General features: G+C 70.8%; 13 protein-coding genes and 1 tRNA gene. 6 read left to right on the top strand and 8 right to left on the bottom strand.

The features are described from left to right. Positions 1-24: 24 nt before the first annotated feature. The 4 genes from AB0E14_RS00590 to AB0E14_RS00575 all read right to left on the bottom strand — a co-directional run bounded on the left by AB0E14_RS00590 (position 25) and on the right by AB0E14_RS00575 (position 6634). Complete coding sequence (locus AB0E14_RS00590) at positions 25-1410, bottom strand: OFA family MFS transporter (RefSeq protein ID WP_362409757.1); 1386 nt, start codon at positions 1408-1410, stop codon at positions 25-27. Between the two features lie 112 nt (positions 1411-1522). Further along, positions 1523-3679, bottom strand: a complete 2157-nt coding sequence (locus AB0E14_RS00585; RefSeq protein WP_362409755.1) for an acetate--CoA ligase family protein — start codon at positions 3677-3679, stop codon at positions 1523-1525. Beyond that, the gene (gene frc, locus AB0E14_RS00580) at positions 3680-4924 is read right to left on the bottom strand and encodes a formyl-CoA transferase (protein ID WP_362409753.1); all 1245 of its coding nucleotides are present in this window, start codon (positions 4922-4924) and stop codon (positions 3680-3682) included. It abuts the gene before it with no gap. A gap of 12 nt (positions 4925-4936) precedes the next feature. After that, on the bottom strand, positions 4937-6634 hold the full coding sequence (locus AB0E14_RS00575; RefSeq protein WP_362410327.1) for a thiamine pyrophosphate-binding protein: 1698 nt from the start codon (positions 6632-6634) through the stop codon (positions 4937-4939). 145 nt (positions 6635-6779) lie between these two features. Here AB0E14_RS00575 and sucC point away from each other — a divergent pair, with 145 nt between their 5' ends. From sucC to AB0E14_RS00555, 4 genes are all read left to right on the top strand, one after another. Further along, the gene (sucC, locus tag AB0E14_RS00570; protein WP_362409751.1) at positions 6780-7934 is read left to right on the top strand and encodes an ADP-forming succinate--CoA ligase subunit beta; all 1155 of its coding nucleotides are present in this window, start codon (positions 6780-6782) and stop codon (positions 7932-7934) included. 170 nt (positions 7935-8104) lie between these two features. Then, positions 8105-9007 (top strand): succinate--CoA ligase subunit alpha, encoded by a 903-nt coding sequence (gene sucD / locus AB0E14_RS00565; protein WP_362409749.1) that lies wholly within the window; start codon positions 8105-8107, stop codon positions 9005-9007. 53 nt (positions 9008-9060) lie between these two features. Then, positions 9061-10632, top strand: a complete 1572-nt coding sequence (locus AB0E14_RS00560; RefSeq protein ID WP_362409747.1) for an aldehyde dehydrogenase family protein — start codon at positions 9061-9063, stop codon at positions 10630-10632. Between the two features lie 23 nt (positions 10633-10655). Continuing rightward, a complete protein-coding gene (locus AB0E14_RS00555; RefSeq protein ID WP_362409745.1) occupies positions 10656-11261 on the top strand; it encodes a GNAT family N-acetyltransferase in 606 nt (201 codons plus the stop codon). A 19-nt stretch (positions 11262-11280) separates the two neighbouring features. On the opposite strand, the gene AB0E14_RS00550 is transcribed toward AB0E14_RS00555, so the two are convergent. After that, positions 11281-12549: a DUF2254 domain-containing protein gene (locus tag AB0E14_RS00550; protein ID WP_362410324.1), complete on the bottom strand. Its 1269-nt coding sequence runs from the start codon at positions 12547-12549 to the stop codon at positions 11281-11283. A 232-nt stretch (positions 12550-12781) separates the two neighbouring features. On the opposite strand from AB0E14_RS00550, the gene AB0E14_RS00545 reads away from it, so the two are divergent. Next, positions 12782-12869, top strand: a tRNA-Leu gene (locus AB0E14_RS00545). A 333-nt stretch (positions 12870-13202) separates the two neighbouring features. Continuing rightward, positions 13203-13766 (top strand): DUF4352 domain-containing protein, encoded by a 564-nt coding sequence (locus AB0E14_RS00540; protein ID WP_362409743.1) that lies wholly within the window; start codon positions 13203-13205, stop codon positions 13764-13766. A gap of 20 nt (positions 13767-13786) precedes the next feature. Here AB0E14_RS00540 and AB0E14_RS00535 read toward each other — a convergent pair whose 3' ends face one another. From AB0E14_RS00535 to AB0E14_RS00525, 3 genes are read right to left on the bottom strand one after another with little or no spacing between them, the layout of a single operon-like run. After that, positions 13787-14497: a class I SAM-dependent methyltransferase gene (locus tag AB0E14_RS00535; protein WP_362409741.1), complete on the bottom strand. Its 711-nt coding sequence runs from the start codon at positions 14495-14497 to the stop codon at positions 13787-13789. After that, the gene (locus AB0E14_RS00530) at positions 14466-14942 is read right to left on the bottom strand and encodes a hypothetical protein (protein WP_362410321.1); all 477 of its coding nucleotides are present in this window, start codon (positions 14940-14942) and stop codon (positions 14466-14468) included. Before AB0E14_RS00530 ends, AB0E14_RS00535 begins: the two co-directional genes overlap by 32 nt. A gap of 5 nt (positions 14943-14947) precedes the next feature. Further along, positions 14948-15400 (bottom strand): ATP-binding protein, encoded by a 453-nt coding sequence (locus AB0E14_RS00525; RefSeq protein WP_362409739.1) that lies wholly within the window; start codon positions 15398-15400, stop codon positions 14948-14950. Between the last annotated feature and the right edge of the window lie 234 nt (positions 15401-15634).

Below are 15634 nucleotides of genomic sequence, written 5' to 3'. Positions count from 1 at the left end.
CGAGCAGCCGGCAGGCCGTCACGCTCACACGTCCCGGCTGATCGGCCGCGGGTTCGCCGCTACCCGGCGGGCCCGCGGCCGCCCGGGCGGGTGCAGGAACAGCGCCACGAAGCCCGCGAACAGCGAGATCGACCCGGCGAGCACGAAGGCCCCCGAGTAGTCCCAGGCCGAGACCACGACGGCGCCCATACCGGAGCCGAGCAGCCCCGACACCAGCTTGGAGCTGTAGACCAGGCCGTAGTTGGAGGCGTTGTTGTTCTCCCCGAAGTAGTCCGCCGTCATCGCCGCGAACATCGGGAAGATCGCGCCGCCACCGAACCCGGAGATGCTGGAGAAGACCAGGAACAGCGGCAGGTTGTGGATGTTGCCCGACCAGAGGATGCCGTACTGGGCGAGCCCCAGGACGATGCACACGAAGATCAGGCACTGCTTGCGGCCGTAGCGGTCGGAGAGCCAGCCGATCACGCCCCGACCGGTGCCGTTCACGATGGCCTTCAGTGACATCGCCGTGGCCACGATCCCGCCCGCGAAGCCCGCCTCGTCGCCGAACGGCACCTGGAAGGCGATGCCGAAGATGTTGACGCCCGAGGTGCAGAGCAGACAGAACCACATCAGCGCGACCCGCCCGGTCCGCCAGGCCTCGATCGGCGTGTACTGCTTCACCGCCGGAGGGTTCTTCTCCATGGCCCGCCGCGCGCGTGGGTCGTCCGGCTTCCGCAGCGGATCCACGTGGGGCGGCCACCAGTTCTTCGGCGGGTCCTGGAAGAAGTACCCGGCCACCGCGACCGTCGCGGCCAGGAAGAGCCCGACGGAGACCAGCACCCAGCGGAAGTTCGTCAGGTCCATGTAGCCCGTGAAGAGGAAGACGAAGGGCACCGAGCCATAGGCGAAGCCGCCGTTCACGAAACCCGTCTTGCCGCCCTTCCGTTCGGGATACCACTTGCCGACCATGTTGACGCAGGTCGCGTAGACCATGCCGGCGCCCATGCCGCTGAACATCCCGAAGCCGACATAGGCGACGATCACATGCGGGGCGAAGGCGAGCGAGAGATAGCCGAGCAGTGTGCCCAGGGCGCCCAGCATCATCGCCCAGCGGGCCGGCAACCGCCCGCTCTCCCGCAGCTTCCCGGCCGGGAAGGCCACCGCGGCCTGGAAGAAGACCCAGACCCCGAGCATCCAGAAGATGTGCGCACTGCTCCAGCTGTGCGCGGTGTGCAGGGTGTCCTCGGCGGAGGCGAACGCGTACTCCGCCGAGCTGATGCCCATCATGCCCACCCAGGGCAGGATGACCATCCACTTGCGTGTGCGGCCCATCAGGTCGACGTCGGTCTCACCGAGCCGGTACGTACGGCCGTTGGCGTCCGTCACCTCCCTGTAAGGGAGGGGGGTGGTGATGTCGGTTGTCGTCATGGAGATCGAACCCCTCGCGTGGAAGAAGTCTGGCCAGCGCCCCCTGTCCGTTCCCTTCGCACCGGGGCCCGCGGCGAGCGGCCGCCGCGAGCCCCGTGGTTCGAGCTGTCGCTCAGCTCACCGCATCACCGCCCAGGAACCCCGCCGCCCGCGCCCACCGGTACTTCGCGCCGAGCACCGCCACCGGCAGCTCCGTCGTGTACGGGTAGGCCACGACACCCCGCTCGAACAGGTACTGGCAGGCCTCCTCGACCTCGACGTCGCCGGCGAGAGAGGCCACGACCGGCTTCTCGATCCCCCGTTCCCGGAACTCCGCCACCACGCGCGCGGTGAGCTCGGCGAACACCATGGGGGGAGTGACGATGGTGTGCCAGTAGCCGAGGACGAGCGCGTGGATCCGCGGGTCCTCCAAGCCGAGCCTGATGGTGGCCTCGTACGTCGACGGCGGCTCGCCGCCCGTGATGTCGATCGGATTGCCGGACGCTCCGAAGGGCGGGATGAACGCCTTGAAGGCGGCATCCAGGTCGGCCGGGATCTCCATCAGCCGCAGCCCGTTGTCCACGATCGCGTCCGACAGCAGGACCCCGGAACCGCCGGCGCCGGTGATCACGACGACGTCGTCCCCGCGCGGTGTCGGCAGCACGGGCAGCGCCCGCGCGTACTCCAGCATGTCGCTCAGCCCCGGCGCCCGTACGACCCCCGCCTGCCGCAGGATGTCGTCGTACACCGCGTCGTCGCCCGCGAGCGCGCCCGTGTGCGAACCGGCCGCCCGCGCGCCGGCGCTGGTGCGCCCCGCCTTCAGGACGATCACGGGCTTCTTCGGCACGGTCAGCCGGGCCGCCTCGACGAACGCCCGCCCGTCCTTCAGGTCCTCCAGATGCATCGCGACGCAGTCGGTACGGGGATCCTCGCCGAACCAGGTCAGCAGGTCGTCCTCGTCGATGTCCGACTTGTTGCCGAGCCCGACGATCGCCGACACACCCGTCCGCGTGGCCCGGGCGAAGCCGAGGATCGCCATCCCGATGCCGCCCGACTGTGAGGTCAGCGCCACACCCCCCTTGACGTCGTACGGCGTGCAGAAGGTGGCGCACAGGTCCTGCCAGGTCGCGTAGTACCCGTAGATGTTCGGGCCGAGGAGCCGGATGCCGTACCGCTCCGCCACCGCCACGATCTCGTCCTGCAGCGCGTGCTCCCCGGTCTCGGCGAAGCCGGACGGGATCAGCACCGCGTTCGGAATGCCCTTGCGGCCCACCTCCTCGAGCGCCGACGCCACGAACGGGGCGGGGATCGCGAAGACCGCCACATCCACCTCACCGGGAACGTCCGTGACACTCTTGTACGCCTTGCGGCCGAGGATGTCATCGGCCCGCGGGTTCACCGGATGGATCTCCCCGGGGAAGCCGCCGTCGACGAGGTTGCGCATCACCGAATTGCCGATCTTCCCGCGCTCGTTGGAGGCCCCGATCACGGCCACCGCGCGCGGCTCCATCAGCCGCCGCATCGAGCGGAGGATCTCCGCGCGGGCGAAGGTCCGCCGCGGGGCGGGCGCCTGCGAGCCGAGGATCACGCGGATGTCGGCCGCCACGGCGCCCTCGGGCGTGGCGATCACCGGGTTGAGGTCGACCTCGGCGATCTCCGGGAAGTCGGCGACCAGTCGGGAGACCCGCCTGATCTGCTCGGCGAGCGCCCAGCGGTCGACGGCCGGCGCGCCGCGGACCCCGCGCAGGACCTCCGCCGCCCGGATCGAGTCCAGCATCGACACCGCTTCGTCGGCGGTCACCGGGGCCAGCCGGAAGGTGACGTCCTTCAGCACCTCCACCAGCACCCCGCCGAGGCCGAAGGCGACGACCTTCCCGAAGGCCGGATCGGTGACGGCGCCGACGATGACCTCCTGCCCCGGCGGCAGCAGTTGCTGCACCTGCACCCCGTCGATGCGGGCGTCCGGCGCGTAGGCGCGGGCGTTCTCGACGATCCGGCAGAACGCCTCGCGGACCTGCGACGCGCCCTCCACCCCGACCACCACACCGCCCGCGTCGGTCTTGTGCAGGATGTCGGGGGAGACGATCTTCAGGACGACCTTCCCGCCGAGCCGGTCGGCCTGGGCGACCGCCTCGTCCACGTCCCGGGCGAGGGCCTCGCCCGGCACGGCGATCCCGTACGCGTCGGCGAGAAGCTTCCCCTCGGGCGCGGTCAGGGCTGTGCGTCCCTCCGCCCGGACCGCGTCGAGGACCTCGCGTACGGCCCGCTCGTCGAAGCCGTGAGCGCTCACCTAGATCACCCCGCTCGTCTTCAGCAGCCGCAGCTCTTCGTCGCCGAGCCCCAGCTCGCCCACGTACACCTCCGCGTTGTGCTCGCCGAGCAGTGGGGAGCTGACGACCTCCACCGGGGAGTCGGAGAGCTTGAGCGGGGAGCCCACCGTGGTGAAGGTGCCGCGCTCGGGGTGCGGAACCTCGACCACCATCTCGTTGGCGACCAGGGAGGCGTCCTCGATGATCTCCTTGGTCGAGAGGATCGGACCGCACGGGACGCCCTTGGCGTTCAGCCGCTCCAGGACCTCCCACTTGGGCAGCGTCGAGGACCACTCCTCGATCAGCTGGAACATCTTGGAGAGTCTGGGCAGCCGCGCCTCCGGCGTGGCCCAGTCCGGGTCCTCGGCGAGTTCGGGCCGGCCGATGAGCTCCGCGAGCGGTGCCCAGCCCACGGGCTGGACGATGACGTACACGTAGTCGTTCGGACCGCCGGGCGCGCAGCGCACCGCCCAGCCCGGCTGCCCGCCGCCCGAAGCATTACCCGAACGGGGGACTTCCTCGCCGAAATCTTCGTTGGGATACTCGGAGAGCGGACCGTGCACGAGCCTCTGCTGATCCCGCAGCTTCACCCGGCAGAGGTTCAGCACCGCGTGCTGCATCGCGACGTTCACCCGCTGCCCCCGCCCGGTGTTCTCGCGTTGGAAGAGCGCCGCCAGGATTCCCGCCACGGCATGGATGCCGGTGCCGGAGTCACCGATCTGGGCGCCCGTCGCCAGCGGCGGCCCGCCCTCGAACCCGGTGGTGGCCATCGAGCCGCCCATGGCCTGAGCGACGACCTCGTACGCCTTGAAGTCGGTGTACGGGCCGTCCCCGAAACCCTTGATGGAGGCATAGACGATCCGTGGATTGATCTCCTGGATCCGTTCCCAGGTGAAGCCCATCCGGTCGACGGCCCCCGGGCCGAAGTTCTCGACCATCACGTCACTGCGGCGGATCAGCTCGGTCAGCAGCTCCTTGCCGCGCTCGGTCTTGGTGTTCAGGGTGATGCTCCGCTTGTTGCAGTTGAGCATCGTGAAGTAGAGCGAGTCGACGTCTGGGATGTCCCGCAGCTGCTTGCGGGTGATGTCACCGGACGGGGCCTCCAGCTTCACCACGTCCGCGCCGAGCCAGGCGAGCAGCTGCGTGGCGGAGGGACCGGACTGCACGTGCGTCATGTCGAGGACACGAATCCCGTCGAGTGCCTTCGTACCGAGAGCCTTGGTCATGATGACGACCCCTCACTTGTACATGGTCTGGTTCATGGTTCCCGGGGCGTACGCGTCCGGGTCGACCCACACGTTGATCAGCGACGGCAGTCCGGACTCGCGGGCCCGCCGAAGCGCGGGGGCGATGTCGGCGGGGTCCCGCACCTCCTCGCCGTAACCGCCGAGCATCCGGGCGAACTTGTCGTAGTGCACGTCGCCCAGGGTGTTGCCGACCCGCTCGCGTTCCGGGCCGTACTTCTGCGCCTGGCCGTAACGGATCTGGTTCATCGAGGAGTTGTTGCCGACAATGCCGACGAAGGGGAGGTTGTAGCGGACGAGCGTCTCGAAGTCCCAGCCGGTGAGGGAGAACGCGCCGTCGCCGAAGAGCGCCACCACCTCCTTGTCCGGACGCGCCTGCTTGGCCGCCAGGACGAAGGGGACGCCGACACCGAGCGTGCCGAGCGGGCCCGGGTCCATCCAGTGCCCGGGTGACTTGGGCTGGACGACCTGGCCGGAGAAGGTGACGATGTCCCCGCCGTCGCCGATGTAGATCGAGTCCTCGGTGAGGAAGTCGTTGATCTCGCTGACCAGGCGGTACGGGTGGATCGGCGAGGCGTCCGACCGCAGCTGCGGCAGCCGCTTGTCCAGCGCGGTCTGCTCGGCGGTGCGCAGCTCCTCCAGCCACGCCTTGCGCTTGATGGCCCCGCCGTTGAGCCGGCCGGTCGCGGCCTCCGTGACGGACCTCAGGACGAGCCCCGCGTCACCGACGATCCCGAGGTCGATGTCCCGGTTCTTGCCGACGGTCCGGTAGTCGAGGTCGATCTGGACGACGGTGGCGTCCGGCGAGAGCCGCTTGCCGTACCCCATGCGGAAGTCGAAGGGGGTGCCGACGATGACGATGACGTCCGCGTTGGCGAAGGCGTAGCGCCGGGAGAGCTGGAAGTGGTGCGGGTCGCCGGGAGGCAGGGTGCCGCGCCCCGCCCCGTTCATGTACGCGGGGACGTTCAAGGTGCGGACGAGCTCGACGGCCGCGTCCGTCGCCCGGGTCGTCCAGACCTGGCTGCCCAGCAGGACGGCCGGCTTCTCGGCGTGCACCAGCAGGTCGGCGAGGCGCTCGACCGCCTCGGGGTCCCCGGCGCTGCGGGTGGAGGCCCGGTACTGACCTGCCTTGGGCACGCGCGCCTTCTCCACCGGGACGGTGGCGTCCAGGACGTCCCGCGGGATCTCCAGGAAGGAGGGACCGGGGGCGCCGTGGTAGCACTCGCGGAACGCCATGGACACCATGTCCGCCGCGCGCGCCGTGTCGGGCACGGTGGCGGCGAACTTGGTGATCGGCGTCATCATGTCGACGTGCGGCAGGTCCTGCAGAGAGCCCATCTTGTGCTGGGTGTGCGCTCCCTGACCGCCGATCAGAAGCATGGGGGACTCGGCGCGGAAGGCGTTGGCCACGCCGGTGACCGCGTCGGTGGTGCCGGGGCCCGCGGTGACCACGGCGCAGCCGGGCTTGCCGGTGATCCGGGCATAGCCGTCGGCGGCGTGCGCGGCGACCTGCTCATGGCGTACGTCGACGACTTCGATGCCCTCGTCGACGCAGCCGTCGTAGATGTCGATGATGTGGCCGCCGCAGAGCGTGTAGATGACGTCGACGCCCTCCGCCTTGAGGGCCTTGGCGACCAGGTGTCCACCGGAGATGCGTTCCTGCGCGGGCTGCTGCTGGCTGTCGTCGGGCATGGCGAAGTCCTGTCCCTTCGTAGGGGAGTTGAGGGTGATCGCGGTCGATTGCATACAGTCGACGAATACTGTATGAAGCTTGTTATCCCGCATCGCCCGGATGGTGTCCAGGGGGTGTGCGGCACTTTCGAGCGAGGGAGTCTCGATGGACCTGTACGAGTACCAGGCGAGGGAACTCTTCAAGGGCTACGGCATCGCGGTCCCCGACGCGGCCGTCGTCGACCACCCCAAGGAAGCCCGCCGCGCCGCCGAACGACTCGGCGGGCGGGTGGTCGTCAAAGCCCAGGTCAAGACAGGTGGTCGGGGCAAGGCCGGCGGGGTCAAGGTCGCGGCCGACCCCGCCGCCGCCGAGTTCACCGCCCGCCAGATCCTCGCCATGGACATCAAGGGCCACCCGGTCCACCGGGTCATGCTCGCCCAACCCGTAGACATCCAGGCGGAGTTCTACGTGAGCTACGTCCTCGACCGGGCGGCCGGCACCTTCCTCGCCATCGCCTCCGCCGAGGGCGGCATGGACATCGAGGAGGTCGCCGCCACCCGACCCGAGGCCGTCGCGCGGATCCCCGTCGACCCGGCCGCAGGGGTCTCGGCGGCGAAGGCCGCCGAGATCGCCGCGGCGGCGGGGCTGCCGCCGGAGACCGCCGACACCCTGGTCCGCCTCTGGCAGGTGCTCGTCGGCGAGGACGCCCTGCTCGTCGAGGTGAACCCGCTCGTCCGCACCACCGGCCAGCAGATCCTCGCCCTCGACGGCAAGGTCACCCTGGACGACAACGCCCGTTTCCGACAGGCCCGTTGGGCAGACCCCACAGACGATCCCGGCCCCGCCCACCACCCCGACCCGCACCTCGACCCACTGGAATCCGCCGCGGCGGCCAGGGGCCTCACCTACGTCAAGCTCGACGGAGAGGTCGGCGTCATCGGCAACGGAGCCGGACTCGTCATGTCCACCCTCGACGTCGTCGCCGGCCAGGGCGCCCGCCCCGCCAACTTCCTCGACATCGGCGGCGGCGCCTCCGCGCAGGTCATGGCCGACGGTCTGGACGTCATCCTCTCCGACCCCGAGGTCAAGGCCGTCCTGGTCAACGTCTTCGGCGGCATCACCGCCTGCGACGCCGTCGCCGAGGGCATCGTCCGAGCCCTGGACGCCGTCCACCTCACCCGGCCGCTCGTCGTCCGCCTCGACGGCAACAACGCCGCCCGCGGCCGGGCGATCCTCGACGCGCGCGCCCACCCCCTGGTCGAACAGGCCACCACGATGGACGGCGCCGCCGCCCGCGCCGCCGAACTCGCCACCCGCTGAAGCCTCCACCGAAGCTTCCGCTGACCCCTCAGCCGATGCCTCCACCGATGCCTCCGCTGACCCCTCAGCCGATGCCTCAGCCGATGCCTCCGCTGACACCTCCGCCGAAGCCTCCGCTGACGCCTCCGACGGCGCCTCAGCCGAAGCCTCCCCTGAAGGGATGTGAACCCATGGCCATCTTCCTCACCGAACAGAGCAAGATCATCGTCCAGGGCATGACGGGCGCCGAGGGCATGAAGCACACGCGCCGCATGCTCGCCGCCGGCTCCGGCATCGTCGGCGGGGTCAACCCGCGCAAGGCGGGCACCGTCCTCGACCTCGACGGCCGCCGGATCCCGGTCTTCGGCTCCGTCCACGAAGCCGTCGCCGCCACCGGGGCGGACGTCACCGTCGTCTTCGTCCCGCCGCCCTTCGCCAAGGCGGCCGTACGCGAAGCCGTCGACGCCCGTATCGGCCTCGCCGTCGTGATCACCGAGGGCGTCCCCGTCCACGACACCGTGGACTTCCAGGCGTACGCCCGCGCCCACGGCACCCGGATCATCGGCCCCAACTGCCCCGGCCTGATCAGCCCCGGGCGCTCCAACGCCGGAATCATCCCCGCCGACATCGCTCCCGAGCCCGGCCGGATCGGCCTTGTCTCCAAGTCCGGCACGCTCACCTACCAACTCATGTACGAACTGAAGGAGTACGGCTTCTCCTCCGCCGTCGGCATCGGCGGAGACCCGGTCGTCGGCACCACGCACATCGACTGCCTCAGCGCCTTCGAAGCCGATCCGGACACCGAACTGATCGTGATGATCGGCGAGATCGGCGGCGACGCCGAGGAACGCGCCGCCGACCACATCGCCGCGCACATCACCAAACCCGTCATCGCCTATGTCGCCGGCTTCACCGCGCCCGAGGGCAGGACCATGGGGCACGCCGGAGCCATCGTGTCCGGTTCGTCCGGCACGGCGGAGGGGAAGCGGAAGGCGCTGGAGGCGGCCGGGGTCCAGGTCGGCGCCACCCCCACCGAGACCGCTGCCCTCGTCGTCGCCCGGCTGGCGGCCCCGGACACCCTCGCGAAGAATTGACGCGGCCATCGCCCTTCCCGCCCCGACGGTGCACCGAGAGCGGAGACCACCCCATGGCAACGAGCCCTTCCCGATCCCCTTTCCCTTCCCCCACCCTCACCCTCAAGCCGGGCACCGCCTGGACGGACGCCTGGCAGCGCTGCCTGACCGTCGCCCCCGAGGCGTTCCGCGACGACACCGTCCTCAACCTCTGGGCCGCCACCTGGCAGCCCGACGGACGGCCGCTGCCCGCCACCAGCCCCGTGGACGGCAGCCCGATCGCGGGCCCGCCGCGCCTCGACGCCACCACCGCCCACCAGGCCGTACGCGCCTCGCTCGACCAGCACCGGGCCTGGCGCCACATCCCGCCGGCCGAGCGCCGCGCCCGCGTCTCCGCCACCCTCGACGCGCTCACCGCCCACCGCGAGCTGCTCGCGCTCCTCCTCGTCTGGGAGATCGGCAAGCCCTGGCGGCTGGCCCAGGCGGACGTGGACCGGGCGATCGACGGCGTGCGTTGGTACGTCGACGGCATCGACACCATGCTCGCGGGCCGCACCCCGCTGCCCGGCCCCGTCTCCAACATCGCCAGCTGGAACTACCCCATGTCCGTCCTCGTCCACGCCCTGCTCGTGCAGGCGCTGGCCGGGAACGCGGTCATCGCCAAGACCCCGACCGACGGCGGCCTCGCCTGCCTGACCCTGGCCGCCGCGCTCGCCGCCCGCGAGGGCGTCCCGATCACCCTCGTCAGCGGCAACGGCGGCGAACTCTCCGAGGCCCTGGTCCGCGCCCCGGAGATCGGGTGCGTCTCCTTCGTGGGCGGTCGCGACACCGGCGCGCGTATCGCCACCGAGGTCGCCGACCTGGGGAAACGCCATGTCCTCGAACAGGAGGGGCTCAACACCTGGGGCGTCTGGAAGCACAGCGACTGGCCTGCCCTGTCCGCGGTGGTCCCGAAGCTCTTCGACTACGGCAAGCAGCGCTGCACCGCCTATCCCCGCTTCGTCGTCGAACGGACCGCCTTCGCCGACTTCCTCGCCGCCTATCTGCCGCCCGTCCGCGCACTCCGCTTCGGGCACCCGCTCGCCGTCGAGCGCCCGGAGGACCCCCTGCCCGACCTCGACTTCGGTCCGCTCATCAACGCGGCCAAGGCCAAGGAACTCAGCGACCAGGTCGCCGAGGCCGTGGACCGGGGCGCGATCCCGCTCCACCGGGGCTCCCTCGACGACGGCCGCTTCCTGCCGGGCCAGGACACCTCGGCGTACCTCCCGCCGGTCACGCTCCTGAACCCGCCCCCGTCCTCCCCCCTCCACCACGCCGAACCCTTCGGCCCGGTGGACACGATCGTCCTCGTCGACACCGAGGCCGAACTCCTCGCCGCGATGAACGCCTCCAACGGAGCCCTCGTCGCGACCCTCGCCACCGACGACCCGGAGACGTACGCCCGCCTCGCGCCTCAGATCCGGGCCTTCAAGACCGGCCACGGCAAGCCCCGCTCGCGCGGTGACCGGGACGAGCTGTTCGGCGGCTTCGGCGCCTCCTGGCGCGGTGCCTTCGTCGGCGGCGACCTCCTCGTCAAGGCCGTCACCGAGGGCCCGGACGGGGAGCGGCTTCCGGGCAACTTCCCGGACTACCACCTGATGCCGTAGAGGGGCCTTGGCATGATGGCGCCATGATCGATCCGATACCAGCGGTGGTCCCGGCCGGCCGGATGAGCGCGGGCGGCCAGCCGGTCTTCGACCTCGGGCACGGCTTCGAACTCAGGCCGTGGAGCAGCGCCGACGCCGACGTGCTGGCGGAGTCCTGCCGCGATCCGGAGATCCAGCAGTGGAACCGCCCCGGGCTTCTGTCGCCGGCCGAGGCTGCCGCCAAGATCGCGAGCTGGCGGCAGCGCCGGCTCGCGGAACAGGCCGTGATCTGGGCGATCGCCCCTCTCGGCGACGGCAGGCCCGTCGGCCTGATCGGCCTCGCCGACATCGACCTCCACGGAGGAAGCGCCGAGTTCCTCTACTGGCTGCTGCCGTCAGGCCGCGGACACGGACTGATGGCCGGGGCGACCGACCGGGTCAGCCGGTGGGCCCTGGAAGACCTGGGGCTGCACCGTCTCCGTATCACGCACTCCGTCGCCAACACGGCGTCCTGCCGGGTGGCGACGGAGGCGGGCTTCGCGCTGGAAGGGACCATGCGGAGCGCCTTGCTCCACGCGGACGGATGGCACGACGAGCATCTGCACGCGCGCGTGCAGGGTGACCCCTGGCCGGCCGACCGCTCGGGGTGACCGCCGGCGGCCGGCTCGGTCAGCCGATTCCCTGACGGTCCCCCTCCAGCGCGAACGCCCGGTCGGCGGCCTCCGGCGTCGTGCGCTCGACCAGTTGGGTCAGCAGCGTGCGGTGTCGCAGCAGCGGCTCGCGGCGGTCCGGCGGGGCCAGGGACAGCAGGTCGTCGAGACCCGCCAGCATGCGCCGTGACACCTGGGGGTTGCCGGCTGCGCAGCCCCGGATCTCGGTGAAGCCGAGGTCCACCAGGTCCGTCCACCCCGGTCCGTCCTGGACCAGCCGGACCGTCTCCTTCGTGTCGCGGTGGTGGACCGCCCCCAACGGGCGGTTCGCGACCGCGGCCAGGAACTGCGTGATCCGGTCCAGCGCCTGGACGGCCGTCGTCGGGTCGTTCACGGCGGGGGAGAGGGCGCGCAGCCCGATGTCCGCGAGCTGCCGCAGCCCGAAGCCGAGGTCCTGGTGGAAGGTCCGCTCCACCCCCACCGACACGGCCGCCCCGATCCTGCGGGGCACCCGCCCTCCGTGCACGGCGAGGATCGGAGTCCCCGGCACCACGAAGTCGCCCATCCGCGGCAGCAGCCGCAGCACGACCCCGTGGCGTCGAGCGAGCCGCACGAGCAGGGCGACGTTCACGTCCCGCAGCACCCCGGCGCGCCCCCGGTGCAGCACGTGCTCGGTCGCCTCGCCCAGCTCGCCGAGCTCTCCCGCGTACTGCGGCTGCTTGGCCAGGACCCCGAACGCCTCCCTGGTGATGCGGTCCACCACGTGCCCCACCCGCATCAGTCGCAGCGTCGAGTTCACGTACGCCACGAAGAGCAGCAGGCTCAGCCCCACCATGAGCACGGTCAGTACCGACTGCACCAGCGGCACCGTCGACACGTACCGAGGGTCGGTCTCGCTGTCGTACGAGGTGAGGACGAGCAGCGAGAGCAGGAACGTGGCGAGGAAGACGGAGAACGTCGCCTTGGTGATCCGGCTCCGGATGAAGATCCGCACCACGCGCGGGCTGAACTGCCCGCTGGCCATCTGCACGGCGACGAGCGAGATGGAGAAGACGACACCGATGAAGGTCATCATCGCGGAGCTGATCGTGGTCACGATCGTCTTGGCGTCCTCGACGATCCCGATCAGCTCGGTGACCGCGTCGTAGTCCCGCTCGTCCTGGAGGTACCGGATGATCGCCTCGTCCACCGCGGAGGCGACCAGCCACAGCACGAAGACGGCCGTCAGACTCGCGATCGGGGCGAACCAGAAGGTGTCCCGCAGATGCTCCCGCAGGGGCGACAGCATCCTGGGCCTGCGGTAGGTGGACCCACGGCGCTCGAAGAGGTTGCTCACCCAGCGCAGGCTAGGCGCCGTCGGCTGCTACGCCACGCAGGCATACGGTGACACTCTGTGCGCCACCCCGTGCGGCCCCGCCGCACCCCACTGACCACGGGAAACGTGGGTGAAAGGCGCCTCAAACCCCTGGTAGAGTTATCCATGTCGCCGCGGGGAACACCCCAGAACGACACAACACCTAGTCCGGGTGGCGGAATGGCAGACGCGCTAGCTTGAGGTGCTAGTGCCCTTTATCGGGCGTGGGGGTTCAAGTCCCCCCTCGGACACCAGCAGGAACCCCAGTTCATCTGGGGTTTTTTGCGTTTCGGGGCACGGTACGTGAGCGTCGACTGTCGGAGGCGTCTGAAGGCCTCGGTGTCCGCCACGCCGGGGGCCTGGGTGGACTACGCCTCAGGCGCAGCCGCGCAGGCCGGCTGCCGTGGATGCGGGCTCGAGGGCCCGCGCCTACGCTGAGGTCCTGTCGCATCATGCCGACGAACGGCGGAGGCGCCATGCCTGACGGTGAGTCGCCCGAACAGCCGGACCGCCCGACCGGTCCTCCGTCGGGCCCCCTTGCGAACGGGTCGGCTCCCTCACCCCGGCGTTTGCGGCGTGGGCCGCTCGTGGCGCTGATCTGCGCGACGCTGATCGCCGTTGCCGTCGCCGTGACGGTCGGCTTCCTCGTCAACGACGACGAGCCCGACCCCGAGGGCGGTCCCACGGCATCGACAGCGGCGCCAGACGCCTCCTCGCTCCCGCCTTCCGCTCCGTCCCGGACCGCCGACCTCGACGTGCACGCCTTCGGGGAGACCGAGCGCTACGCGGACGGTATCGACGTCACCGTCTCGGAGCCTCGGGGGTTCACGCCGTCCGACACGGCGATCGGTCACACGGCGGGCAGCCGGGCCGTCAAACTCGAGGTGACGGTACGTAACGGATCCGAGGCCCCGCTGACGCTGGACGCGGTCGTCGTCCAGGGCAGGGATGCGAAGGGGCGAGAGGTGGAGCGCGTCTTCGATGCCACCCAGGACCTGGGAGCCGGGCTTTCGGGCACCCTTCTCCCCGGGCGGACAGCCGTCGGCGTCTACGGGTTCGACCTGCCCGAAGACACGGACGGGACTCTGGACCTCGAAGTCGCCGTCGGCTTCGACCGTGGACCCGCCTTCTGGAGCGGCAAGGCACCCTGACCCTGCCCGGCGGTACGGCGTCACGCCCTCCGGGCCAGTACCAACCGGCATCGCGGGCTGCCGTCGGGGCGGTGGCCCAGGGAGTCGATGGCTCGGGTCTCCACCGTGAAGCCCGCGTGGGTCAGGCGGTCGCGGACGTCCGGTAGGCGGAAGGTGCGGTAGTACATGACGAAGGGTGGTCGCCAGACCGCGTTCCGTACTCGCATCGCCGCGTCGAAGCCGAGCAGCGTCCAGTACGCGCGTGAGCCGACGCGTGGTGGGGCCGGGAGGGGGAAGGCGAGGAGGCCGCCCGGGCGGAGGGAGGCGTGGATCTGGCGGAAGAGGGTCAGCTGGTCGCGCGGCAGGAAGTGGCCGAAGGCGCCGAAGCTGACCGCCAGGTCGAACGCCGGGGCGAAGGGCAGGGCCAGGACGTCCGCGCGGATCAGGGTGGCCTTCGGGTGGGACCGCCTGGCCTGCTCGAGCATGCCCGCGCTGAAGTCCACCCCCGTCACCCGGCCCGCGCACAGCGAGCGCAGGACGGACAGGCCGGCCCCCGTGCCGCAGCACACGTCGAGGCCGGTGTCGAACGGGCCGACGGGGCGCAGCGCCTCCGTCACCGCCGAGAGCACCAGGTCCGGGGTGCGGAACGGGGTCGCGTCGAACTTGCTCGCCAGCAGGTCGTATCCGCGCTCCACCGAGGAGAACGCCTGGACGGTCAGCTCACGTGCGGTCGGGCCCTGAGGGGTGAACATGCTCCGACATTACGCCGTCGCTCTGCGTGGGGATGAGGCTCCAGGACGGCGCGGTGCCGGTCAGCTGGCAGGCCAGCAGGTAGAGGGGGATCGGCGGGGTGTACGGCGACGTGCCGTCCGGGTGGTGGATCAGCCGGGGGCGGCGGTCGGGGACCTCCGCACCGGAGGCGTAGCAGGACGGCAGCGGCCAGCGCAGATCCAGGTCGGAGCCGGCCGGGACCAGCCACCACCACCAGTCCGTGTCCGCGTAGACACAGCCCTTCGCCGGCAGCCGGGACAGGATGCGGAAGCCGTAGCGCGCCGGGACACCCACCGCGTCGCAGCCCAGGGTCGTACGGAAGCCGGGTGGGACGACCAGTGCGGTCGAGCCCCCGGTGCTCGTCGTGCCGGCCGCGCCCATCGCGTCCGTGGTCCTGCGGGACCTCGGCGTCAGCAGGGTCGCCATCGACCTCAGCACGTGTGCCCCATGCCGTGGGCCAGTTCGGCCCAGACGACCCGCGCCGTGCCGTGCCCCGTACTGTCCGAGCCCCACGCGCTGGACAGCGCGTCCACAAGGAGCAGCCCCCGGCCGCGTTCCTCCTCGCCGCAGTCCCGGATGCGCGGGTCCGCCGCGCCGCCCTCGTCCCGTACCGCTATGCGCAACTGGTCCTCCCCCTCGCGCAGTTCGCAGACGACGTGGCCGCTCGCGGTGTGCACCACCGCGTTGGTGACCAGCTCGGAGACGATCAGCGTGACCGTGTCGCGTATGTCGGGGGCGCAGCCCCAGAGGATGAGCCGCTCCTCCGCCAGTCTGCGGGCGCGCGAGACGGACGAGGTGCGGGCGGGGAGCTCGAAGGTGAACCGGCGGACGTCGTGGCGGCGGACTTCGGTGTGTGGGCGCTGGTGCATGACGCGGGGGCTCATGAGACCTGAGGGAAGCGCGTTACCAGAAGCCACGACCGGTTCCTCACAACAGTGGGTAAGCAGTGCCGTACGCGACCCCCGAGGCGGCGCGCGGCAGCAGCGCGTACTGGTTCACCGGAATACTTTGCTCCCGACGCGGACACTTGGCAAGTGGCACTCTGAAAATTGCAGAGTGCTGTGTTCTCTCTGGCCGTGTTCGTGGCACACTCAAACGAAACAGCGCGTCGGGGAGGT

Source organism: Streptomyces sp. NPDC047981 (assembly GCF_040653315.1).
Lineage (GTDB): Bacteria > Actinomycetota > Actinomycetes > Streptomycetales > Streptomycetaceae > Streptomyces.
The sequence above is the reverse complement of the archived record's forward strand: the minus strand, read 5'-3'. Positions and strand labels throughout refer to the sequence as shown.

Coding starts and splice junctions, on each gene's coding strand:
- AB0E14_RS00575 (WP_362410327.1), bottom strand. CDS start 6,634: ATGCCCGACGACAGCCAGCAGCAGCCCGCGCAGGAACGCATCTCCGGT.
- frc (WP_362409753.1), bottom strand. CDS start 4,924: ATGACCAAGGCTCTCGGTACGAAGGCACTCGACGGGATTCGTGTCCTC.
- AB0E14_RS00560 (WP_362409747.1), top strand. CDS start 9,061: ATGGCAACGAGCCCTTCCCGATCCCCTTTCCCTTCCCCCACCCTCACC.
- AB0E14_RS00530 (WP_362410321.1), bottom strand. CDS start 14,942: ATGGCGACCCTGCTGACGCCGAGGTCCCGCAGGACCACGGACGCGATG.
- AB0E14_RS00525 (WP_362409739.1), bottom strand. CDS start 15,400: ATGAGCCCCCGCGTCATGCACCAGCGCCCACACACCGAAGTCCGCCGC.
- AB0E14_RS00550 (WP_362410324.1), bottom strand. CDS start 12,549: ATGCTGTCGCCCCTGCGGGAGCATCTGCGGGACACCTTCTGGTTCGCC.
- sucD (WP_362409749.1), top strand. CDS start 8,105: ATGGCCATCTTCCTCACCGAACAGAGCAAGATCATCGTCCAGGGCATG.
- AB0E14_RS00590 (WP_362409757.1), bottom strand. CDS start 1,410: ATGACGACAACCGACATCACCACCCCCCTCCCTTACAGGGAGGTGACG.
- AB0E14_RS00555 (WP_362409745.1), top strand. CDS start 10,656: ATGATCGATCCGATACCAGCGGTGGTCCCGGCCGGCCGGATGAGCGCG.
- AB0E14_RS00535 (WP_362409741.1), bottom strand. CDS start 14,497: ATGTTCACCCCTCAGGGCCCGACCGCACGTGAGCTGACCGTCCAGGCG.
- sucC (WP_362409751.1), top strand. CDS start 6,780: ATGGACCTGTACGAGTACCAGGCGAGGGAACTCTTCAAGGGCTACGGC.